The sequence below is a fragment of the Sinorhizobium saheli genome (assembly GCF_001651875.1).
GTDB classification, from domain to species: domain Bacteria; phylum Pseudomonadota; class Alphaproteobacteria; order Rhizobiales; family Rhizobiaceae; genus Sinorhizobium; species Sinorhizobium saheli.
This window is the reverse complement of sequence record NZ_LNQB01000083.1, coordinates 125,559-148,845: the sequence shown is the minus strand read 5'-3', so window position 1 is coordinate 148,845 and position 23,287 is coordinate 125,559. Positions and strand designations below refer to the sequence as shown.

Below are 23,287 nucleotides of genomic sequence, written 5' to 3'. Positions count from 1 at the left end.
GATCAAACGCGGCCTGCCTCCTTTCGCGCGCTGTTCAGGGCTGCTTCTGGGACAAAACAGCGCGGGGGCGCCCGTCCCCGACAATTTGAGGGTGCAATGCACAAGCCGGTTGTGTGTACCATCGGGCGACGATGAAAAATCGCGTTGCGTCTCTGGAAAACCCGCTCGGCGGTGAATATCTGCAGGCGGCAGCGTGGCGACGCCTTCGCTGCGAGAGAGGGCCGCCGGCAGGGCCGTTTTACCGAGGGGTGCGCACACCAGTGGCCCGCGAGGCCGGCGATCTTGATCGCCAGGTTTCGCGGGAGGGCGTGTTGCGGCGCCCGTCACCGCCACGAAGAGGACACGGCATGAGCCAGATCAACGACAATGTTTCCGAAATCCTGCTGGACAAGGTCGCCGACTGGCTTATGCGCACCTCGCTCAGCGACGAGTCGCTGGAGACCATCGTTCGCGGTTTCTGCGAGCGGCTGGCCGCGGCCGGCCTGCCGCTGATGCGCGTCCATCTGTCCTTCTCGATGCTTCACCCGCTTTATGACGCCCTCGGCTTCACCTGGTGGCGCGGCAAGGGCATAGAGGTGAGCGGCCTGCGTCACGAGGAACTGGCGCTCAATCCCGAACGGTTTCTGCGCAGCCCCTACTATTACCTGCTCAGCAACAATCTCGACCATGTTAGACGGCGCATCGATCCGGCGGTGCCGTCGGAGTTTCCGATTTTCGACGAACTGAAGGAACAAGGCGCGACCGACTACATCGCCTTCATGCAGCCGCTCGGGGCGGAGTCCGAACACGGCATGGTGGGCTCCTGGACCACCGACCGCCACGGCGGCTTCAGCGATGATGTCATCGCGGCGCTGTTGCGGCTGCAGAACCACCTTGCGATCGCCGCCAAGGTGGCGGTCCTCGGCAAGCTCGCCGACAACATGCTGACCACCTATCTCGGTGCTAATGCGGGGCGGCGGGTAATGAGCGGCCAGGTGCGGCGCGGCGACGGCGAGACTGTGCGCGCGGTCCTCGTGATGGCCGACATGCGCGAATCGACGGTGCTCGCCGAGAAGGAGGGGCGCCAGGCCTATATCGAATCGCTGAACGGCTTCTTCGACGCGATCGCCACGCCCTTCAACCGGAACGGCGGACAGATCCTGAGTTTCGTCGGGGACGGGTTCATCGCCGTCTATCCCTGCGGCCGGCACAGGGAGCCCTCGGAGATGGCGAGCCGCGAAGCCTTTGCTGCGGTCGGCGCGGCGACTGCGCGGATGGCGATGCTCAACGCCGAGCGCAAGAGGCAGGGCCGCGATGCGATCGGTTACGGTATCGGCCTCCATGTCGGCAACGTGATGTTCGGGAATGTCGGTCTTCGCGACAGGCTGACCTTCTCGGTCTTCGGTTCGGCGGTGAACGAGGTGCAGCGGCTGCAGAACCTCACCAAGAAATATGCCCACAGCGTCGTCGCGAGCGAATCCTTCGTCAATTATTGCGGCGGCGATTGGCAGACGCTCGGACAGGAGAAGCTGCGCGGCGTTCGCCAGAAATTCACCGTCCTCTTTCCGCAGGACGCGGCCCTAGCGGCCATAGCCGAGGAACGCGCCTATGACGCGACGGAGGATGGACTTTCGGAGGCGGAGCATGTCATGCTCCTCTACCGCGACAACAAGCGACCGCCGGCACCGCGTGGTCTCATCGACAAGATGCTTCAATGAGGAGCCCGATGTTTCGTATCGCACTGTTGGCTGCGGCGCTTGCGGCGCCGGGTGTGGCGCACGCGCAATCGGCGGAACAGCCGCCCGTGGAACGGAAGTTGGTCGACGGTTTCGAGGGGCGGGACTTCGCCCCCGAGGGCGGGCTCTACTACCGCGAGAATTTCGAGCAGAGCGCCGGCACCTATGAGTTCCAGGACGCTGTCAAGCGCACGGGCAAGGGCGGCTTGAAGCTGAGCATCGTCCCCCACTGTCCCGCAACGGATGACGGCTGCAGCGAACGTGCGGAAATCTGGGAGAAGACGGAACTGCGCGTGCCCTATGACAAGGGCGTGTGGTACGGCTTTGCTATCAAGTTCGCCGACCCGATTCCGAGCGGCGACCACCGCTACCTCATCGCCCAATGGAAGCGTGAGATCGATGCCGGCGCCGATGGCGACTTCAGTCCCTTCCTGGCCTTCCGGATGAATTTCGGCAAGCTCTTCGTGACTGTCGAGACCAACTATCTGCCGCCCGTTTCAACCGGCCCCGAGAACGCGGCGGCGCGCTGCGCCGCGGGCGAAGTGCCGGTGTGGGTTCGCCCCGAAGTCAACCAGATGCGCATGCTGGTGGCGACCGACGGAACCTGGAAGGCCGAAGACGGCGCCCTCTTCAATTCGTGCACCAACGCCATCACCGTCACCAGCCACGGCAATCCGCTGCCCGATCCGAAATCCGGCTGGATCGACTTCGCCGTCTTTACCAAACCCGGGCCGGACGGTTCGGGCCATATCGAGATTTTTGCCAACGGCCAGCCGATCGTCACCGTCAAGGGGCGCATCGGCCACGCGGACAAGGGCCTCGGCGCGAACCAGTATTTCAAGTTCGGCCCCTATCGTGCCGCCGACACGACCGACTGGACGCTCTACTACGACGATTTTCGGCGCTCGCCGCGTTGCGCCGACGTCCTGACGGGGAGCGTTTGCCCCTTTTCGTAAAGGGCGCCGGCGCCCCGGTGGCGCCCGTCAACCCCCTCCGGCGGTATGCTGGACAGCCCGTTTAACCTACGCTAGTGTTTTTGCGTGGCGGACGCTGCAGGCGCATCATGCATTCCCGTGAGGAAGCGAGAACGCCGCTGTAGTGCTTGGGAATTGCTGCATGATTTTTATCCGGGCGCCCCTCGGGTCTGGGTTGTGCAGGAGGGGTAATGAGGGAAGCGTGCTGCAATGACGTCAGGAGCGGACCTGCTGCGGGTTGAGGGTCTGCGGATCACATTCTCGGTGCTCGGCGGCGAGGTGGAAGCCGTCAGGGGAGCGAATTTCCGGATCTTGCCGGGCAAGGTGACTGCGCTCGTTGGCGAGTCCGGATCCGGCAAGTCGGCGATCAGCCAGGCGATCATGGGCATTCTGCCAAGCGTCGCGCAGGTCAGCGGCCGGGTGCTGTTCAACGACGTGGCAGCCGGGACGAAGCCGGTCGATCTCCTGGGGCTGGAAACCGACGGACAAGAGATCCAGGCGATCCGCGGCGCGCGCATCAGCAAGATCTTCCAGGAGCCGATGACATCGCTGTCGCCGCTCCATACGATCGGCAATCAGATCTCCGAAGTCCTGAAGATCCACACGGACGCGGACAAGGCCGAGCGGCGGGCGAGAACGGAACAGCTTCTGGGCTATGTCGGCTTTGCCAAGCCGAAGCGGGCCTATGACATGTATCCCTTCGAGCTTTCCGGCGGCATGCGGCAGCGCGCGATGATCGCGATGGCGTTGATCTGCCGCCCGGCGCTGCTGGTCGCCGATGAGCCGACGACCGCGCTGGACGTGACCGTGCAGGCGCAGATCCTGCAGCTTCTGCGGGAGCTTCAGAGCAAGCTCAACATGGCGATGCTGTTGATCACGCATGATCTCGGCGTCGTCGCCAACATGGCCGACGAGGTCGTCGTGATCTATCACGGCGAGATCGTCGAGGCGGGGCCGGTCGACGCGATCTTCCGCAATCCGCAGCATCCCTACCTCAAGGGGCTGATGGCCGCAGTGCCGCATTTCGACATGAAGCCGGGCGAGCGGCTGAAGGCGCTGCGGGAAGTATCGGTCAAGCCCGGCGCGCTTGTCGGCGACCGGCGCGCCGCAAAGGCTTCCGGGCCGGAGGTCCTCGTTTCCGTCCGCCACCTGTCGAAGACGTTTTCGACGCGCAGTTCCGGCTGGTTCGGCGCCGACACCACCTTCAGGCATCGCGCAGTCGACAATGTCAGCTTCGACATTCGCCGTGGCGAATGCCTGGGGCTCGTCGGCGAGAGCGGCTGCGGCAAGACGACCGTGAGCAAGATCCTCATGCGCGCGGTGACGCCGGACACGGGCACAGTCACCTTCGACGACGGCGAGGGGGCGGTGGACGTCCTGAAGCTCGAAGGGGCGGAACTGAAGGCGCTGCGGGCGAAGATCCAGATGGTGTTCCAGGACCCGGTCTCGTCGCTGTCGCCGCGGATGACGATCAAGAACATCCTCAGCGAACCGCTCGAAATCCACGGGCGGGGAACGCCGCGGTCGCGTGTCGAAACGGTCCGTTCGCTGTTGCAGGCGGTCGGCCTCGACCAGCGTTTCATCAACCGCTATCCGCACAGTTTTTCCGGCGGCCAGCGGCAGCGGATCGGCATTGCGCGGGCGCTGGCGCTCGTGCCGCAACTTCTGATCTGCGACGAGCCGGTCTCCGCCCTCGACGTCTCGGTGCAGGCCCAGATCCTCAATCTGCTCAAGGATCTGCAGAAGGAACTCGGCCTAACGATGCTGTTCATTTCCCACAACCTCGCGGTGGTCGATTACATGGCGGATCGGATCGCCGTGATGTGCGCCGGCCGGATCGTCGAGCTGGCGCCGCGCGAGGTGCTGATGCGCAATCCGGTGCATCCCTATACGAAGTCGCTCCTGGCGGCGGTGCCCTATCCCGATCTCGATCGCAAGCTCGATTTCGAGTCGCTTCAGGCGAGCGGAGGGTCGGACCAGCAGCGCTGGGGCGCGCAGTTCTCGGACGGGGGCGAGGAAAATGCGCTGGTTCCCGCCGATCTGGGCGGCGGTCATCTCGTCCTCGCCCGCAAGTCGGCGGACGCGAGGGAGTTACGCCCATGATTACCCGAAGAATCGCGCTTGCCATGCTTGCGTCGACCGCATTCCCCAAGGCCATGCTTGCGGCCGCGGGCGAGCTCGACGCGCTCGCCTCCCTCGTCCAGGAGGGCAAGCTTCCGCCGCTCGGCGAGCGGCTGCCGAAGACGCCGCGGGTCATCAACGTCGCCGCTATGGGACGCAAGCCCGGCCGGCACGGCGGCACGATCCGCAGCCTGATCGGCAGCGCGAAGGACATCCGCCTCATGACGATCTACGGCTATGCCCGGCTGGTCGGTTACGACGAGGACCTCAACCTGCACGCGGACGTTCTCGAAAGCTACGAGACGGAGGAGGATCGCGTCTTCACCTTCCATCTGCGTGAGGGCCACAAGTGGTCGGACGGTACGCCGCTGACGGCCGAGGACTTCCGCTATTGCTGGGAGGACGTGCTCCAGAACGAGGATCTGTCGCCGGCCGGCGTGCCGACCGCGATGGTCATCGACGGCGAGGCGCCGAAATTCGAAGTCCTCGACGAGCGCACTTTGCGTTACTCCTGGTCGAAACCCAACCCGGACTTCCTGCAGAAGCTGGCGGCACCGCAGCCGCTGGTGATTGCCATGCCGTCCGCCTATCTCAAGCAGTTCCACGAGAAGTACCAGGAAGAGGGAAAGCTCAAGGCCCTCCTGAAGGAGGAGCGCCTCAAGAGATGGGCCCAGCTGCACATGCGCATGGCGCGCTCCTACCGGCCGGAAAACCCGGACCTGCCGACGCTCGATCCATGGCGCAACACCACGCCGCTGCCGGCCGAGCAGTTCGTTTTCGAACGCAATCCCTATTTCCACCGCGTCGACGAGAACGGCTTGCAACTGCCCTATATCGACCGCTTCGTGCTCAGCGTCAGCTCGTCCGCGCTCATTCCGGCGAAGGCCGGTACCGGCGAGAGCGACTTCCAGGCGAACGGCATCGATTTCGTCGACTACACCTTCCTCAAGGATGCCGAGAAGCGCTATCCGGTGAAGGTCACGCTCTGGAAGAAGACCTCGGGTTCGCGCCTGGCGCTGCTCCCCAATCTCAACTGCGCCGACCCGGTCTGGCGTCCGTTGCTGAGGGACGTGCGCGTCCGTCGTGCGCTGTCGCTGGCGATCGACCGCCGCGAGATCAACATGGCCGTCTTCTACGGTCTGACGAAGGAGAGCGCCGATACGGTGCTTCCGGAGAGCCCGCTGTTCCGTCCCGAATTTGCCAATGCCTGGATCGCCCACGATCCGGACAAGGCCAATGCGCTCCTCGACGAGGCCGGCCTTGCCAGGCGCGACAGCGACGGCATCCGCATCCTGCCGGATGGCCGCCGGGCGCAGATCGTCGTGGAGACGCCCGGCGAAAGCAACCTCGATACGGATGTCCTTCAGCTCATCACCGACTATTGGCAGAAGGTCGGCATATCGCTCTTCATCCGCACCTCGCAACGCGACACGTTCCGCAGCCGCGCGGTCGGCGGAGAGATCATCATGTCCATGTGGTTCGGCATCGACAACGGCGTGCCGACGCCCGACATGAACCCGGGACAGCTTGCCCCGACGGCGGACGATCAACTGCAATGGCCGGTCTGGGGGCTCAACTATATCTCGCATGGCGAAATGGGAGAGGCACCGGATCTGCCGCCGGCGATCGAGCTCCTCGCCCTCTTGAAGCGCTGGAGGCTTTCCAGCGACGATGCCGAGCGCGCCGACGTCTGGAGGCAGATGTTGTCGATCTATACGGACCAGGTCTTCTCGATCGGCCTCGTCAACTCGTCGCTGCAGCCGATCCTCTACACGACGAAGCTGCGCAATTTCCCCGAAAAGGGGCTCTACGGCTTTGACCCGACGAGCTACTTCGGCGTCTACAAGACCGATACCTTCTGGCTGGAAGAGGGCGCCTGACATGCTCCGGTACATTCTCTGGCGTATCGCGGTCATGGTTCCGACGCTGCTCATCATTTCCGCGCTCGTCTTCACCATCATCGAACTGCCGCCGGGCGATTACTTCGAAAGCTACGTCGCCGAGCTGCGGGCCCAGGGCGAGGGCGTCGACAACGAGCAGATCGAGGCGCTGCGCAAGCAGTACGGCTTCGACCAGCCGGCGCTTCTGCGCTATGTCTACTGGGTCGGCGGTATGCTGCAGGGCGACTTCGGCTATTCCTTCGAATACGAGCTGCCAGTGAGCGAGGTGGTGGGCGACCGGCTGTGGCTGACGATCCTCGTTTCCTTCTTCACCATCATCTTCACCTGGATCATCGCCTTTCCGATCGGCATCTATGCCGCCACCCACCAGTACAGCTGGGGCGACTACGGCCTGTCGCTCGTCGGTCTGATCGGGATTGCAATCCCGAACTTCATGCTGGCGCTGATCCTCATGTATTTCGCCAATATCTGGTTCGGAACCTCGATCGGCCATCTAATGGATCAGAAATACCTGTCTGAGCCGATGAGCTGGGAGAAGGCGAAGTCGATCCTCGAACATATCTGGATTCCGGTCATCATCGTCGGCGCCGCCGGCACGGCCGGCATGATCCGGCGGCTGAGGGCCAACCTGCTCGACGAGCTGCAGAAGCAATATGTGGTGACGGCGAGGGCCAAGGGCCTCTCGCCCACGCGCACCCTGCTCAAGTATCCGCTGCGCATGGCGCTCAACTTCTTCATCTCCGACATCGGCTCGATCCTGCCGGCGATCATCTCCGGCGCGGAAATCACGGCGATCGTGCTTTCGCTCGAAACCACCGGCCCGATGCTGATCAAGGCGCTGCAGAGCCAGGACATGTACCTGGCCGGGTCGTTCCTGATGTTCCTGGCGTTCCTTACCGTCATCGGCGTGCTGATTTCCGACTTGGCGCTCGCCGTCCTCGACCCCAGAATTCGCCTGCAAGGCAGGAGCACCAAGTGACGTCACCGATTCCTGCGCCCGGCGAGCCGCTGCCGCATTACGTTTCGACCGCCCCCTTCGATCCCTATTCGGTCGAGGTGATGACGGAGGAGCAGGTGCGGGTGAACCAGGCGTCGCAGCTTCGCCTGATGTGGTGGAAGTTCAAGCGGCACAAGGTGGCGCTCGCTTCGGGCATTTTCCTGGCGGTGCTCTACGCCATGATCCTCATCTGCGAATTCCTGGCGCCTTACAACCTGCACACGCGCAACATGGATTTCATCTACACGCCGCCGCAGCGTGTCCACTTCTTCCATGAGGGATCCTTCGTCGGTCCCTTCGTCTATGGCCGGACAATGACGCTCGACCTGGACACGCTGAAGCGGAACTACCAGGACAATCCCGCGGACATCGAGCCGGTCCGGTTCTTCTGTCGCGGCGACAGCTATCGCTTCTGGGGTCTCTTCGAGAACAATCTGCATCTCGTCTGTCCCGCGCAAGGCGGCCAGCTCTTCCTCCTCGGCACCGACAGGCTCGGTCGCGACGTGCTGTCGCGCATCATCTATGGCGCGCGGATATCGCTGACGATCGGCCTGCTCGGGATCACCGTCAGCTTCGTGCTCGGCATCGTCATCGGCGGGCTCGCCGGCTATCACGGCGGGGTGTTCGACCTCATCGTGCAGCGATTGATCGAGGTCCTCCAGTCGATCCCGAGCATTCCGCTCTGGCTTTCGCTCGCGGCGATCATGCCGGCGACCTGGAGCCCGATCCTCATCTATCTCGGCATCACCGTCATCCTCGGGCTCCTCGACTGGACCGGCCTCGCGCGCGCGGTCCGCTCGAAGCTGCTCGCCCTCAGGGAGGAAGATTATGTGCTCGCCGCGCAGCTGATGGGCGCCAGGAGCAGCCGCATCATCGGCCGGCATCTCGTTCCCGGCTTCATGTCGCACCTGATCGCGACGGCGACGATCTCCATTCCCGGGATGATCCTCGGCGAAACGGCGCTGAGCTTCCTCGGTCTCGGGCTTCGTCCGCCGATAACGAGCTGGGGCATTCTGCTCACCGAAGCCAGGAGCGTCAGCGTCATCGCCTTTTATCCGTGGCTGCTTTTCCCCACGATACCGGTCATTCTTGTGATATTGGCGTTCAACTTCCTGGGAGATGGGTTGCGCGACGCCGCCGATCCCTACAAATAGCCTCGATACCGCGGTCCGCAAGCAGCCGCTGCAATCGGCCGGATACTTCCATTCATGAGCGAAAGGTCCTTCGCATGACACGGCGTTTCGAGGATGCCCGGATCCTCATGTACAGTCACGATACCTTCGGCCTCGGTCATTTGAGACGCTGCCGGGCGATCGCCCATGCGCTGGTGGAAGACTACAGCGGACTGCAGATTCTCATCATTTCCGGCGCGACCATCGCCGGCGCCTTCGATTATCGCGCCCGCGTCGACTTCGTGAAGATACCGAGCGTCATCAAGCTCAGGAACGGCGAATACACCTCGCTCGATCGCCATATCGACCTGCATGAGACGCTGAAGATGCGGCAGTCGATCATCCGCTCGACCGCGGAAACCTTCAAGCCGGACATCTTCATCGTCGACAAAGAACCGATGGGGCTGCGCGGCGAGGTCGAGGACACGCTGACCTATCTGAAGACGCACGGCACCAGGCTGGTGCTGGGCCTGCGGGATATCATGGATGCGCCGCATCTGCTCGAGGTCGAGTGGAAGCGCCGCGACACGATGCGCAAGATCGAGCAGTTCTATGACTCGATCTGGGTCTATGGGCCGCCCGACTTCTATGATCCTCTGGTGGGGCTGGAAGTACCGGCGGCCGTGCGGGACCGGATGAATTTCGTCGGCTTCCTGCAACGCGGCATCCCGCATGACGGCGCTCCGAGCCACAGGCCGGAGGGCGACTACCTCCTCGTCACGACCGGCGGCGGCGGCGACGGCGCCGATCTCATCCATGACGTGATCCATGCCTATCAGCAGGACCCCGGGCTCACGCACAACGCGCTGGTGGTGCTCGGCCCCTACATGCCGGCCAAGCAGCGCAACAAGCTGATCAGGAAGGGAGCCAAGATCCCCTTCATCCGGATGATCGAGTTCGACAATCGCATGGAGGAACTGGTCGCCGGCGCCAAGGGGGTCGTGTCAATGGGCGGTTACAACACCTATTGCGAGATACTCTCTTTCGACAAGCCGGCGCTGATCGTGCCGCGCCTCCAGCCGCGAGAGGAGCAACTGATCCGCGCCCAGCGCGCCTCGGCTCTCGGCCTCGTCGAGATGCTGCTACCGCAGGAAGCGGAAGATCCGCTGCGGCTTGCCGCGTCTTTGAAGGCGCTGCCCGGGCGCGCGCCGCCGTCGCGCTATGCCAACGGATTGAGGCTCGAAGGCCTCGTCCATATATCCGACATCGTCGGCGACTGGCTCGATCACCGGTCGAAAGAGCACCTAAGCATCGTAAAGACAAACTGAACCGTGTCACCGCAGAAGAAGATCGCCGTTGTCCTGAAAGGCTACCCCCGTCTTTCCGAGACGTTCATCGCACAGGAACTGCTCGGCCTCGAGAAACGGGGGCACGAGCTCGTCCTCGTTGCCTTGCGGCGGCCGACCGACCGCAAGCGCCATCCCGTTCATGACGAGGTCCGCGCGGCCGTCTACTACCTACCGGAATATCTGCACGAGGAGCCCTGGCGCGTCCTGCGGGCGCTCGTAAAGACGGCACCGAAGGCCGGCTTCTGGCGGGCGCTGGGTCCGTTCGCCAAGGATCTCCTGCGGGACAGGACGCGCAACCGCTTCCGCCGGTTCGGCCAGGCGCTGGTGCTCGCCGCCGAATGGCCGGAAGGCGCCGAATGGCTGCATGCACACTTCATCCACACGCCGGCCTCGGTGACCGCCTATGCGAGCCTCATCACCGGCGTCCCCTGGACCTGTTCCGCCCATGCAAAGGACATCTGGACGTCTCCCGACTGGGAGCTTTCGGAAAAGCTGGGGCGCGCCCGCTGGACCGTGACCTGCACACGAAACGGCCATGAGCATCTGAAGAGCCTCGCCAGCGAGAAGTCGAGGGTGCATCTGAGCTACCACGGCCTCGATCTCGACCGATTTCCGCCCTTTGCGGGCGATCATTCGCGCCGCGACGGGTCCGATCCGGGCGATCCGGTTCGCATCGTCAGCGTCGGACGCGCTGTCCCCAAGAAAGGATACGACATCCTCCTCAAGGCGCTTTCGCTGCTGCCCGCCGATCTCAACTGGCGCTTCGAGCATATCGGCGCAGGCGGGCTTGCCGGCGAACTCGAGAAACTTGCGGACCGATGGGGCTTCGGCGACCGCGTTCGCTGGAACGGCGCGCTCGACCAGAAAGACGTGCTGGCGCGCTACCGCGAGGCCGACGTCTTCGGCCTGGCCTGCCGGGTAGCGGCCGATGGCGATCGCGACGGCCTGCCGAACGTCCTGGTCGAGGCATCGAGCCAGCGGCTCGCTTGCGTCTCCACGGCGGTTTCCGGCGTTCCGGAACTGCTCGAAGACGGTCGGAACGGCCTCGTCGTGCCGCCGGAGGATCCTCGCGCTTTCGCGGCGGCGCTCGAGCGGCTGATCCGCGATCCGGAGCTGCGCCAGCGGCTCGGCGTCGCGGCGGAACAGCGCGTCCGCGCCGAGTTCGACCATCATTCGAGCGTCCGCCAGTTGGGCGAACTCTTCGAAAGCGAATGGAAAAGGTGCCTTTGATGGGACGCCGTGTCTTCTTCTATGTGCAGCATCTCCTCGGCATCGGCCATCTCGCCCGGGCGAGCCGCATCGCGAAGGCGCTTGTGGAGCGCGGTCTCGAGGTCACGATGGTCATGGGCGGCACGGCCGTGCCGGGATTTCCCGGCGAAGGCGTGAAGACAATTGCCCTGCCGGCGGTGACTTCCGGTGACAAGGGCTTTTCCGGCCTCGTCGACGGCGAGGGCAATCCGGTCACCCGTGCCTTCGAGGAGCGCCGCAAGGGCCTGTTGATCGAGGCGCTTCGGGCGACCGACCCGGACATCGTCATCATCGAGGCCTTTCCGTTCGGGCGCCGGCAGATGCGCTTCGAGCTGCTGCCCTTGCTCGATGCCATTGCGGCGATGGAGCGGCGCCCGCTGGTGGCGACGTCGCTGCGCGACATTCTGCAGGAGCGCACCAAGCCCGGGCGGGCGGAGGAAACGGTGGAGCTCGTCAAGTCCCATTTCGATCTCGTGCTCGTCCATGGCGACCCGGCCTTCGCACGGCTTGAAGAGACCTTTCTGCTTGCCGGCGAGGTGGAAGACCGGGTCGTCTACACGGGCCTCGTCGCGCCACCGCCGCCGGCCGAACCGGCCGAAAGATACGACATCGTCGTTTCCGCCGGTGGCGGTGCGGTCGGCAAGGAACTGATCGGCGCGGCGCTCGAAGCCGCAAGGCTCGTGCCGGCGACGCTCCGCTGGTGCCTGGTGACCGGCCCCAATCTGCCCGAGGCTGATTTCGACGCCTTCGCGGCGGCCGCGGGAGACGGCGTCGGCCTCTTCCGGTTCCGGAAGGATTTCGCGAGCCTCCTTGCCGGCGCACGTCTTTCCGTCTCCCAGGCCGGCTACAACACCGTCTGTGATATCCTGCGCGCCGGGTGCGCGAGCCTCCTCGTTCCTTTCACCGCCGGCGGCGAGACGGAACAGGAGACGCGCGCGGCACGGCTCGAGAAACTCGGCCTCGCCGGCGTCCTGCCGGAGGAGGGGATCACGCCCGCGCTTCTCGCCGGGAAGATCGAAGCTATGCTCGCGCGGCCGAAGCCGGCGATGCCGCCGCTCGATCTCGAGGGCGCGGCGGGAACGGCGAGAGTGCTCGAGGAGCGGCTGCTGTCGACCGAGCGCGTCAGACCGTCCCGATCAGCATGAAGCGGGTGTAATTATTCATCGGCAGCGCCCCGGCGAAGTCGACCCTGGCGAGGCCTGCCCGCGCGCGGAACTCATCAAGCGATGGGACGCAGCTTATATGGGTGGGCTCGCTGAAATAGTTGTTCGACTGTAACAGGACGCGGGTGCCGGTCGGGATGAGGCCCAGCCAGTTTCCGAGGTCGGCGATGTGTTCGCAGCTCGTGTTGATGACTAGATCGGCATTCAGGCTGCGATAGTCGAGCGCGTGCATGTCGGCCGTCACCGCATGAAACCTGTCGCCGAAGGCTGCATTGAGCGTGCTGGCCACCGGTGCGACCGCGGGATCGATGTCGTAGCTGTCGGCCGCTTCGATGTCGAAACGCGGGTCCTCGAGCAACATCGCCGGCAAGATGCCGTACCAGCCGCCGAGCACGACGACTCGGCGACAGGAGGCGCCGACACTGTCGAAGAGCTTGTCGCGGGCCCAGATCTTGCAGCCGACCTGCTTGTGGTTGAAGGCGTTGGCGATCTTTGCATCCGGGTGCCTCGCAATGACCCGCGCTATGCCTTCCGCCAGCCTGCTGCCGGAATAGGCGGCGAGCCCCCGGGCAAGGTCATAGGCGTTTTCGCGCCAATCTTCGGCAGAATGCGGCGAGCGGCTGGCATGCATCATGCGGCTGTTGTAAGCTGGCGCCTGAGCGAGCGCAAGCGGCGCACGAAACAGGCCGATCGCTTCCAGAATTGAGCGTTTGCTTATATTTGTCAGGTGCTTGACATGGCGCACGGCTCTGCGCTCATTTCGTGAGTGACGATTTGGCGGACTAGGCGCGGGGCCATTGAAGATGAGGTGTGCGGGTACCATCTGCGACAGAGGCCAGCCCACGGCCGTACGGTCCCGAATTTCAAGTTAGGTCCTTTACCGGCACATGGAACCACGTCTTTCCCGCTATATTTGGAGCCACACCCGCAAGCAGCAGCTCTGGATCCTGCTGGTGGTGGCCCTGTCGATGGTCCCCTATTTTCTGTCCTTCGACCTGCCGAAGCAGATCGTCAACGGACCGATTCAGGGCGAGGGTTTCGACAGCCCCGAGGCGACTCAGGCCTTCCTGCCGATCTCCTTCGACCTGCCGTTCTTCGGCGAGGTCAACCTGTTCTCGGGCATCGAACTCGGGCGCGAGGGGATGCTCCTCGGCTTGAGCCTCGTGTTTCTGCTGCTCGTCATCATAAACGGGCTCTTCAAGTTCTACATCAACACCTACAAGGGCCGGCTCGGCGAACGCCTCTTGCGGCGCATCCGCTTCGAACTGGTCGACCTGGTCCTGCGCTTCCCGCCCAGCCATTTGAAGCGCGTGAAGCCTGCCGAGATCTCGACGATGATCAAGGATGAAGTCGAGCCCATGGGCGGCTTCACGGGCGATGCCTTCGTGCAGCCCGCTCTACTTGGCGGCCAGGCGCTTACGGCGCTGATCTTCATTCTCATCCAGAGCTTCTGGCTTGGGCTCGTCGCCGCAGTTATCGTTGCCGTGCAGGCGATCATCATTCCGCGCATGCGCCGGCGGCTCCTGGTGCTTGGCCGCGAGCGGCAGTTGACGGCACGCCAGCTCTCCGGGCGGGTGAGCGAGATCGTCGACGGCATCGGCACGATCCGCGGTCACGATACGTCCAACTACGAAAGGGCCGACATCGCCGCGCGGCTCGGCCGGATCTTCAAGATCCGCTACGACCTCTATCAATGGAAGTTCCTGGTCAAGTTCCTGAACAACTTCCTGGCGCAGGTCACGCCCTTCCTGTTCTATTCGATCGGCGGCTATTTCGCGCTGCAGGGGCAACTCGACATCGGTCAGCTCGTCGCGGTCATCGGCGCCTACAAGGACCTGCCGGGTCCGCTGAAGGAACTGATCGATTGGGACCAGGCGCGCCAGGACGTGCAGGTCAAATATGCCCAGGTCGTCGAGCAGTTCAGCGTCGAGCCGCTGATTGACGTCAAGGTGCAGGAGATCTCCATGGCCCCGGCGGCACCGCTCACCGGCGCGCTTGCCGCCGTCAATCTGTCGGTCGCCGACGACGGCGGGTCGAGGCTGGTCGAACACGTCTCGATCCAGATCCAGCCCGGCGAGACCGTCGCCGTCACGGGCGGCACCGCGGGCGGTGGCGAGGCGCTGGCGGAGGCTTTCGGCCGGCTGACCTGGCCCGCAAGCGGCAGGATCGTCGTCGGTGACGACGATCTCCACGCGCTGCCCGAATCCGTCACCGGACGACGGATTTCCTACGCTTCCTCGGAGGTCTACACCTTCCAGGGCAGCCTCGGCGACAACCTGCTTTACGGGCTCAAGCATGCGCCGCTGACCGAGGTGGTCTATGACGGCGACAAGGCCGCCCACCGTCGATGGGAGCTCATGGAGGCGAAGCTCGCCGGCAATCCCTGTTTCGATCTCAACAGCGACTGGATCGATTATCAGGCGGCGGGCGCCACCGGCCCTGAAGATCTCTTCGCAAAGGTCAGGGCCGTGCTCGACGTCACGCTCCTCACCAACGACATCATGGCCCTGGCCGTCCGCGCGACCATCAATCCCGCCGAGCACGAGGCTTTCGCCGGCGAGATCGTGGCGATGCGCGGGGCGCTTCGCCGGCGTCTGGAGGCCGAGAAGCTCAGCGATCTCGTCGTGTTCTTCGAGCCGGGCTCGTACAATATCGAGGCGACGGTCGGCGAAAACCTGCTCTTCGGAACAGTCACGAACACCGAGCGCTGGCAGCAGGCGCTGGAGAGTCATCCCTTCTTCAAGACCGTCCTGAAGCGGGCGGGGCTGCACGAGATCTTCTACGAGATGGGATTGGAGATTGCCGAGAACGTCGTCGAGCTGTTCCGCGACCTGCCGCCCGATCATCCCTTCTTCCAGCAACTCACCTTTATGACCGCCGAGGAAATTCCCGTCTACGAGGCGCTTCTCCAGAAGGTGAGGGGGCGACCGCTCGAGGAGGTTTCAGAAGACGACACGATCAAGATCATCCGCCTGTGCTTCGGCTATATCGAGCCCCGGCACCGCTTCGGCCTCCTGACCGACGGCCTGATGGAAAAGATCGTCGTGGCGCGGCGCGAGTTCAGCGACGGACTGCCGGCCGACCTCGTCGGCATCATCGAACACTACGAGCCGAACCGCTACATGGCGTCGGCGAGCATCATCGACAACGTGCTCTTCGGCCGTATCGGTCACAAGCATACGGACGGTTCCGAGCGGATCAGGGCCATCGTGCGCGATCTCTTCGAGTCGCTCGGGCTCTACAACAAGGTATTGGCATTTGGGCTCGACTACGACGTCGGTGCCGGTGGCAAGCGGCTGACGGCCGGCCAGCGGCAAAAGCTCAATCTGGCGCGCGCCGTGATCCGCACCTCGGATTTCTACATCTTCAATCAGCCGCTGCTGGCACTCGACCAGCGCACGCAGGACCAGATCATGCGCAACGTGCTCGACTTTCTCAGGGCGCGCGAGCGCAAGCCGGCGATCCTCTGGGTTCTCGCCAATCAGGCTCTTGCGGAACACTTCGACCGCGTCGCGCATTTCGAGAATGGGCGGCTGGTGCAGCAGGAGCCAAAAATCCCTTCAAAAGACAGCGACTATAAGGAGCTGGCATCTTGATGTAATATAACGTGAGGAGGATGGCACATCGCCAGCTTCCTTGGATCGGACGTGGTTGCGGCCGCGAGAAATTCGGAGAAACGGACTGTTATGCTCCTAAAAGACGAAGTGGAAATGCTGCGCCGGATAACGCTGTTTTCCGGACTGCCGCCTGCTAAGCTCAAACTTCTGGCTTTCACCTCCGATCGGGTGATGTACAGCGCGGGAGAAAACCTGTTTCACCAGGGCGATATCGGCGACGCAGCCTACGTCATTCTTGCGGGCAGGGCCGATGTGCTGGTGGCGACGCCGAACGGCCAGTTGAAGGTCGCCGAGGTGGAGGAGAATTCGATCGTCGGCGAGATCGCCATTCTCTGCAATACGCCGCGAACGGCAACCGTCCGGACGGCGACTGCGCTGGAAGCCCTGCGCATCCGCAAAGACGATTTTTTGAAACTGCTCGCCGACTTTCCGGAGATGGCCGTCGAGATCATGCGGGTCCTCGCCGACCGCCTCAGCCAGACAACCTCCGAACTCACCGAAGCCCGCAGCCGAGCGCAACGCGCGGAAGCCTGAGGCCCTCACGCTTCGTCATTCGACTTTCGCCGCCGCTTAGAACGCGCGCAGCGAGGCTGGACGATGTGCCTCGCGGCGTTGTGCACCACCAAGCTCTGCGTGCCCTATAATTTTTTCCTCAAGGTCGATTCCGATTCAGGCGCTTATGCGGTAGAGAAGCGCGATGCGCGCCATAACCTATTTCCAGAAGACCGTTTGCTTCCCCGACAAGCCGGAAAAGGCGCGGTTCTTCTCCCGGCTGCAGGCAGGACAATGGGAGCCCGACACCTTTCGCAACATTGCACGCCTCGTAGACGAGAATACGACCTACATCGATATCGGCGGCTGGATCGGCGTGACACCCTACTGGACTGCGCAGATCGCGCACGACGTCATCGTCGTCGAGCCCGACCCGGTGTGCTTCGGCATCCTCTCCGAGATGAAGGGTCAAAATGCGGGTGAGGTGCAGCTCATCAACGCGGCGCTGTCCGAGGATGCCAGTCTCGTCCTCAACTCTGTCGGCGGCGGCTTCGGCAGTTCCGAGACCTCGGCGCTCATCGCCGATGACACCGGTCTGTCGATCACTGCGAAGACGGTCAGCATCCACGCGCTTCAGGCGATGGCGCGGACCGGGCGCCTCTGTTTCAAGGTCGATATCGAAGGCTACGAATACAAGGTGCTAGACCAGTTCCGCGCGATCGATCGGAAGAAAACCGCCGGCGTGCTTCTGGCCGTGCACCCGCAGATCCTCGCCGCGTCGCTCACCGGGCCCGCCATCCTGCGGCTGCTCAGAACCGCGCTTGCCACCTTCCGGCTCATCCGGAGCTTCCGCGGATTTCGACTGGAAAATCCTTCGGCGATCTGGTCGGCAATTCGCAAATCCGTCGCCAAGCGCGAACTCAAGGGCTTCGACCTGCTTTTTGTAGCTACAGCGCCGCGCGTCCTGTCAGACGCGTAAAGGTCGCTGTAGTATCCCATCTAAGCAGGCGCATCTGCAGTCGTTATGATCTCACGCGCACTGGATCGATGCCGCCGGGACCGAACCGCGCCGGTTCCGGCGCCTTTCCGGGATCGGCGGCAGCGTCGGCAAGATCGTCGAGGATCGGGCAGTCCGGCCTTTCGTCGCCGTGGCAATGGGCGGCGAGGTGCTTGAGCGTCCGGCTCATGGCTTTGAGCTCCTCAGCCTTGCGCTCCAGTACGGCCACTTGCTGAAGGGCGATCTTCTTGACCTCGCTGCTGGCGCGCGAGCGGTCGCGCCACAGCGCCAGAAGGTCTGCCATCTGCTCGACGGTGAAGCCGAGATCGCGGGCGCGGCGGATGAAGCGCAGCCGGTGCACGTCATTGTCGTCGTAATTGCGATAACCGGATTCGCTGCGCTCGGCCGGCGGAATGAGGCCGATCGTCTCGTAGTAACGGATCATCTTGGCCGAGACGCCGGAGGCGCGTGCGACATCGCCGATATTCATGACATCACCTTTCGATCGCGGCAGGACATGCCGGAGATATAATGCATGTCGCCCGGAAGTGGTATGAGAGGAGGATGGAGCTTCCAACCGTTGGAAGGTCAAGGCGAAATCAAGGGCGCCGCCACCAGCGGCCCGGTTTCACGCCGATCCATGCCGTGGCACGTTGGGCTCTTCCCGTCCGGCTGACTTTTTTCTAATAAAGCGCGACGAGAGTGACGGGGAGAGAATATGAGAAAGCTGGTCGCAGGCAAGTTGCACGGCATCCATGTGACCGAGGCAAACCTCAACTATCACGGATCGATAACGCTGGATCCCGATCACTGCGAGGAAGCCGGGATTCTGCCGATGGAGTTCGTGGAGATCTGGAACAAGAATTCCGGTGCGCGGATCTCCACCTATGTCATCCTTGGCGAACGCGGCTCGAAATGCTGCATCCTCAATGGTGCCGCGGCGCGCACCTGTCAACCCGGCGACCAGATCATCATCTGCAACTCGGTCTATCTCGAAGAAAGCCGGATCACCTCGCTGAAGCCGAAGGTGCTCACATTCGACGAGAAAAACAATATACGCGACCGGCTGAGCTACTCGGTCAGCGTCGACCCGGAGGGGAGATACCGCTTCGAGATCCTCGATCAGGCGCACACGCCATTGCCCATTCCGCTGCAGGTGTCTGGCGCCTGATGCGCTCGGCCGGGCCCATCGCTTAAAGCCTCGCGCAGACCTGCATCAGCTAGCTGATCTGACAGGGCGGAGGATGATGCCGTCCCCCGAAAGGAGAAGCGAAGGGTTATGGTCTACCTCCAAGGTGATAGCCATCCTCTCATTTCGCCCATTGCAAAACGGTTCGCCGCATCACTTAATCTGAAGGATGAGGATAAAGTAGTTGATCCTCGCGGTGCATATTTGAGAGACCGCTCTCTTTCCGAAGAGCAGTTGTTTTGGATAGTACAACTATTAATTGAGTTAACGAGATCTCGCCCAAAGGGCAAAGATCGAACGGTATTCAGTAAAAGAAGTATTCCAGACAGCTTCGGCAGAAATTGTCCTTAGCCTTCCTGGACGAGTTTGTCAGTGTGCGATGATCAATGGGGTTTCGGCAATGGCTTCTTTCGCGAAAGTGCCGGCAGCCGCGCAGAAGCCGCACCGCGCGAACGGCGTCAGACAAGCGGCAAGGGAAGCGGAACGGCAGCCCGTAGAGAATGTAGCGAAACCGTGCCTGCTTATTTTCGATAACAGGGCGTTGGGCCGCGAATGCCTGGCGAGGACGCTGATCGATCATGGTCTCGGCATGAGTGTCGCCGCCTTCGGTTCGATCGACGAATGGCGTGAGAACAAGGAGGACTGCCCTCCGGTCGGTGCCGTCCTCCTCAATATAGGCGGCCGCAACCCGCAGGACGTCAAGGCAGACATTGCCGCGCTCGCATCCGAGCTTCACCCCGCTCCCGTCGTCGTCCTCTCCGACAGTGACGACATCGCACAGATCCTGCAGATCCTCGAAAGCGGCGCGCACGGGTATATCCCGGCGTCCGTCGGTGTCGACGTGTGCATTGAAGCGATCGGCTTGGCGATGGCGGGCGGTGTCTTCGTGCCGGCAAGCAGCGTTCTCGCGGTGCGCCACCTGATCGAGACCGAGAAGCGGCAGGCTTCGCCGCTCGCGGGAATGTTCACCCTCCGTCAAGCGGAAGTGGTCGAGGCCTTGCGAAGGGGCAAGGCAAACAAAATAATCGCCCATGAACTCAATCTTCGCGAAAGCACGGTCAAGGTTCATATCCGCAACATCATGAAGAAACTGAAGGCTACGAACCGGACCGAAGTGGCCTGCAAGTTGAACGACCTTTTTTCGGGCGATAATCACTCCTGACTTCATAAGATTTGCTGCAGCGTCGTGGGTCGATTTGCGCAAAGACCCTGTCGGCGCTCGAATTGCTGCCTGTCCTTGATCGAACTCGATCTAAAGAGCCCCGGATCAGAATTTTCCGCGATGCTCGCCGCCACCATTCGCATGAGGACGAGAGGCGACCTTGAGCGGGTTCCTGACGGCGAAGGTCTGCCGTCTCTGTTCCGCGGTTTCCAGGCTCTGCACGGCCGCCGCGACCTCCTTGAGATGCGCCTCCACCCGTGCCAGCCGTCTCGAGGTCGACAGCACGACAATTGAAAGCAGGAGCGAATTGGCGATGACGATGGTGACGGCTGCCGCGAGGCTTTCGATGCCAAGCAGGATCGCCGTCGCCGCGCCAGCGAACACCGCGATGGCACCATATCTCGGCAGTCGGCCACCCTTCAGGAAAGGCACCCATGGCAAGGTCGCCAGCAGCACCAGGATGACTCCGGCCTTGCTCGCGATCCAGTCCGCGCTCTCCAAAGTGAATTCGATGAGAGTGTCCATGTCGACTACCGATCGATGAATGGCGGGAGTTTTACACATTTGCCCCCGGAGTTCCATGGGACACCATCTGCGAACCGTCATGAAAGTTTCACTGCCGCTCTTTATGGTCATGCGAGCCGATCCCCGGAGGTGACCCGCGGGGGTGGGCATCGGACAAGGCATGCCTCCCAAAAGCGCGCGGCGGTTTTGGGAAAAACGACATGCATAAAGCGCGTCGCGTGGATACACATGATCACGCCCGTGCTTTAGGTGCCGGCATCGTTCACCCGTGGGCCTGCCTGGCCCGAACGGCGTAACTATTCCACCCAGATCCCCCTGTGGTGGTATCCCCATTGTACCTTTTCATGGGGGTCGATCGGCAAAAGGTGCCGGTCGGCTCGGTGTTGCTTCAGCGCGCTACGTCCTAGTGCTGATGGAACGATTATCCGCGAACCTGCTATGTTTTTCAGCCGGGCAGTGGCTCGATCGAAATTGAATATGCGCAAAATGTTTAAAGGCCCACGCGCCTGACGGTGGCTAGCGGTTCGCTCTCAAAACGATCGTGTGCTGCAGGCCCTTCGGCCGCCGCGGAAGCGTTGAAATATATTGTTGTTGACATTTTTTTGGGATCCAAGACATGCAGAGTTCGACGGATCGCATGGTTGCCACTCCCGTTCCCCCGGAACCAGCGCTGCTCGATCTGCGAGAGATTATCGACTTCCTTTTCCGGCGATGGAAACTGATCAGCTGTATTGCGGCGATCACCCTGGGTGCGTTTGTCGGAGCGTCCTATGTCGTGACGCCATCGTACACGGCGGTTGCTGAAATCCTGCTCGACGCGCCCAAAGATTACATCTCCGCTCAAGAGCTCGCCCCGGAATTTCGCGACAATACGACCTTTGTGGAGAGCCAGATTTCGGTCCTCCGATCCGCATCGCTGCTCCAGAAGGTCGTCGATGGTCAAAAACTGACGGAGGACGAGAATATCGACGGAAGCGCGCTCGAGTGGCTGAAGGGCGCTCTCGAGGTTTCGCGCGTCGGTCTTGCAGACGTGATCGAACTGTCGGTGACCTCGCACGATCCGGAGCAGGCGACGGCTCTCGCGAACGCCGTTGCCGATGTCTATGTGCTCGATCGCATCGAGTCTCGCTATGAGGGCGCCAAGAAAGCCTCCACCTGGCTCAGCGAAAGGGCGGCCGTCCTGCGGGAGGAACTCAGCCGCTCCGAGGAGGCGGTGCAGAAATTCCGCATGGAGCACAACCTCCTGGCGACGACGCATGGAAGCCTGACCGGGCAACAGCTGTCGGAGTTGAACATTGCCCTCATCAACGCGCGCGCCGAGCTGGCGGCGAAACGCGCCAAGTATGAACAGGCAGAGAAACTCCTTCGGACGGGGGGCGATACGCAGACAATACCCGACGTGCTGCAATCGGTCGTCGTCACCGCGCTTCGCGCCCAGCAAGCGGTGGTGGCCCGCAAGGAAACCGATCTTTCGCTGAAATACGGCGAACTGCATCCGGAGGTGACGGCTGCCCAGGCGGAGCGCCGCGATATCGAGGAGCAGATCTCCGCGGAAATTCAGCGGCTCATCGGAAACCTGAAAAACGAAGTCGAAGCGGCGGAAGCGCGCGAAGTCGCGCTCAGCCGCGCTCTTGCATCGGTTTCCAACCAGTCCGAGGCCGAAGACCAGGTCGCCGTGCAACTGCGCGATCTGGAGAGGATTGCGGCTGCAAACAAGGAACTCTTCGAGACCTTTCTTTCACGCGCCAAGATCGCCGAGGAGAAATCGACTCTGCTCAACAGTGGCGTACGCGTGATCACGCGCGCCGAAGTCCCGGCCGGCCCAAGCTTCCCGAACCGACCGCTTTTTGCTGCGTTGGGCCTGGTCTTCGGTTTCGCCATCGGAGGTGCCGGCGCGCTTCTTCGCGAACTGTTCGCACCCGGCTTCATGGCAAAGCGCCAGGTGGAGGAGGCGCTGGCCGTACCGGTTCTGGCCTCCCTGCCACGAATGACCGAGTGGTCCGGCGCCAGCAAGACGAGGGCCCAGCCCGTCGCCTATCTCGAGCGTAAACCCTTGTCGAGATACAGCGAAGCCGTGCGACGGCTCCGCCTTGGAATTGATGGAGTCCCCGAGACCGAACCCCAGCCGCAGCTCATCCTCGTCACATCGGCAATGCAAGGCGAGGGGAAGACGACGCTCGCGTTGAGTCTTGCCTATTCCGCTGTCGCGGATGGCGAACGCGTGCTTGTCGTCGATGCGGACCTCCGAATGTCAGCCGCGACCGCCTTCTTCGGCATGGGAGAGAATGTCGGTCTGGTCGATCTCCTGTCTCTGCCGATGAAGCCGGTGGACGCGATTCACCTCGACGAGCGGTCCGGTATCCACGTTCTTCCCGCCGGCGCAAAGACGCTCAATCCGCCTGCCCTCATCGCGTCAACGCGCATGCACGCCGTCCTCGAGGAGCTGCGGGGCAATTTCGACACGGTGATCATCGACGCCCCGCCCGTCGGGCCGGCGGCCGACGCATCGATCCTGGAGCGATATGTCGACAAGGTGGTTTTCGTCGTGAAGTGGCGTGAAACCTCACGCGAGGCGGTGTTCGAGGGAATTCGGCACCTGGGCGGCCGGACCAGAATTGCGGGCATCGCCCTCACGATGGTGGACGAGCCAAAGCTGCCGAGATATGGCCGCTACGTATCCATCGAAGGGAATGCATCGAGCGGATACTACAGAAACTGAGTGTCA

General features: G+C 62.8%; 18 protein-coding genes. 15 read left to right on the top strand and 3 right to left on the bottom strand.

Translation table 11 applies throughout. From position 1 onward, the window contains the following. Nucleotides 1-347: 347 nt before the first annotated feature. From ATB98_RS20500 to ATB98_RS20460, 9 genes are all read left to right on the top strand, one after another. Entirely contained in the window at nucleotides 348-1,697 is a 1,350-nt protein-coding gene (locus tag ATB98_RS20500; RefSeq protein WP_066876837.1) for an adenylate/guanylate cyclase domain-containing protein, read from the top strand. Nucleotides 1,698-1,705: 8 nt separating this feature from the next. Further along, entirely contained in the window at nucleotides 1,706-2,671 is a 966-nt protein-coding gene (locus ATB98_RS20495) for a polysaccharide lyase (protein ID WP_084435630.1), read from the top strand. Between the two features lie 228 nt (nucleotides 2,672-2,899). Further along, nucleotides 2,900-4,792, top strand: a complete 1,893-nt coding sequence (locus ATB98_RS20490) for an ABC transporter ATP-binding protein (protein WP_066876835.1) — start codon at nucleotides 2,900-2,902, stop codon at nucleotides 4,790-4,792. Next, complete coding sequence (locus ATB98_RS20485) at nucleotides 4,789-6,690, top strand: ABC transporter substrate-binding protein (RefSeq protein WP_066876834.1); 1,902 nt, start codon at nucleotides 4,789-4,791, stop codon at nucleotides 6,688-6,690. Before ATB98_RS20490 ends, ATB98_RS20485 begins: the two co-directional genes overlap by 4 nt. A 1-nt stretch (nucleotide 6,691) precedes the next feature. Further along, nucleotides 6,692-7,690 carry an ABC transporter permease gene (locus ATB98_RS20480; RefSeq protein WP_066876833.1) on the top strand — a complete coding sequence of 333 codons (999 nt, stop codon included), beginning with the start codon at nucleotides 6,692-6,694 and terminating at the stop codon, nucleotides 7,688-7,690. Continuing rightward, entirely contained in the window at nucleotides 7,687-8,862 is a 1,176-nt protein-coding gene (locus tag ATB98_RS20475) for an ABC transporter permease (protein ID WP_066876832.1), read from the top strand. Before ATB98_RS20480 ends, ATB98_RS20475 begins: the two co-directional genes overlap by 4 nt. 74 nt (nucleotides 8,863-8,936) lie before the next feature. Further along, nucleotides 8,937-10,148, top strand: a complete 1,212-nt coding sequence (locus ATB98_RS20470; RefSeq protein WP_066876831.1) for a glycosyltransferase family protein — start codon at nucleotides 8,937-8,939, stop codon at nucleotides 10,146-10,148. A 3-nt stretch (nucleotides 10,149-10,151) separates the two neighbouring features. Continuing rightward, nucleotides 10,152-11,399, top strand: coding sequence for a glycosyltransferase family 4 protein (locus tag ATB98_RS20465; protein WP_066876830.1), 1,248 nt, complete (start codon nucleotides 10,152-10,154; stop codon nucleotides 11,397-11,399). Beyond that, nucleotides 11,381-12,562 (top strand): glycosyltransferase family protein, encoded by a 1,182-nt coding sequence (locus ATB98_RS20460; protein ID WP_066876828.1) that lies wholly within the window; start codon nucleotides 11,381-11,383, stop codon nucleotides 12,560-12,562. Before ATB98_RS20465 ends, ATB98_RS20460 begins: the two co-directional genes overlap by 19 nt. Here the strand turns inward: ATB98_RS20460 and ATB98_RS20455 are convergent. Next, a complete protein-coding gene (locus ATB98_RS20455) occupies nucleotides 12,540-13,214 on the bottom strand; it encodes a hypothetical protein (RefSeq protein WP_066877403.1) in 675 nt (224 codons plus the stop codon). The two genes, ATB98_RS20460 and ATB98_RS20455, sit on opposite strands and share 23 nt — an antisense overlap. A gap of 253 nt (nucleotides 13,215-13,467) precedes the next feature. Here ATB98_RS20455 and ATB98_RS20450 point away from each other — a divergent pair, with 253 nt between their 5' ends. From ATB98_RS20450 to ATB98_RS20440, 3 genes are all read left to right on the top strand, one after another. Then, nucleotides 13,468-16,176 (top strand): ABC transporter ATP-binding protein, encoded by a 2,709-nt coding sequence (locus ATB98_RS20450; RefSeq protein WP_066876827.1) that lies wholly within the window; start codon nucleotides 13,468-13,470, stop codon nucleotides 16,174-16,176. 90 nt (nucleotides 16,177-16,266) lie between these two features. Continuing rightward, nucleotides 16,267-16,731 carry a cyclic nucleotide-binding domain-containing protein gene (locus ATB98_RS20445; protein ID WP_066876826.1) on the top strand — a complete coding sequence of 155 codons (465 nt, stop codon included), beginning with the start codon at nucleotides 16,267-16,269 and terminating at the stop codon, nucleotides 16,729-16,731. 163 nt (nucleotides 16,732-16,894) lie between these two features. Beyond that, entirely contained in the window at nucleotides 16,895-17,668 is a 774-nt protein-coding gene (locus ATB98_RS20440) for an FkbM family methyltransferase (protein ID WP_066876825.1), read from the top strand. Nucleotides 17,669-17,711: 43 nt separating this feature from the next. On the opposite strand, the gene cueR is transcribed toward ATB98_RS20440, so the two are convergent. Continuing rightward, nucleotides 17,712-18,176: a Cu(I)-responsive transcriptional regulator gene (gene cueR / locus ATB98_RS20435; protein WP_066876824.1), complete on the bottom strand. Its 465-nt coding sequence runs from the start codon at nucleotides 18,174-18,176 to the stop codon at nucleotides 17,712-17,714. 228 nt (nucleotides 18,177-18,404) lie between these two features. On the opposite strand from cueR, the gene panD reads away from it, so the two are divergent. Then, nucleotides 18,405-18,857, top strand: coding sequence for an aspartate 1-decarboxylase (panD, locus tag ATB98_RS20430; protein WP_066876823.1), 453 nt, complete (start codon nucleotides 18,405-18,407; stop codon nucleotides 18,855-18,857). Between the two features lie 418 nt (nucleotides 18,858-19,275). Further along, on the top strand, nucleotides 19,276-20,037 hold the full coding sequence (locus ATB98_RS20425) for a LuxR C-terminal-related transcriptional regulator (protein ID WP_066877401.1): 762 nt from the start codon (nucleotides 19,276-19,278) through the stop codon (nucleotides 20,035-20,037). 105 nt (nucleotides 20,038-20,142) lie between these two features. On the opposite strand, the gene ATB98_RS20420 is transcribed toward ATB98_RS20425, so the two are convergent. Then, nucleotides 20,143-20,562: a hypothetical protein gene (locus ATB98_RS20420; protein WP_066876822.1), complete on the bottom strand. Its 420-nt coding sequence runs from the start codon at nucleotides 20,560-20,562 to the stop codon at nucleotides 20,143-20,145. A 616-nt stretch (nucleotides 20,563-21,178) separates the two neighbouring features. Between ATB98_RS20420 and ATB98_RS20415 the strand changes: the two genes are divergently transcribed. Beyond that, nucleotides 21,179-23,281 carry a GumC family protein gene (locus ATB98_RS20415; RefSeq protein ID WP_084435628.1) on the top strand — a complete coding sequence of 701 codons (2,103 nt, stop codon included), beginning with the start codon at nucleotides 21,179-21,181 and terminating at the stop codon, nucleotides 23,279-23,281. Nucleotides 23,282-23,287: the final 6 nt, after the last annotated feature.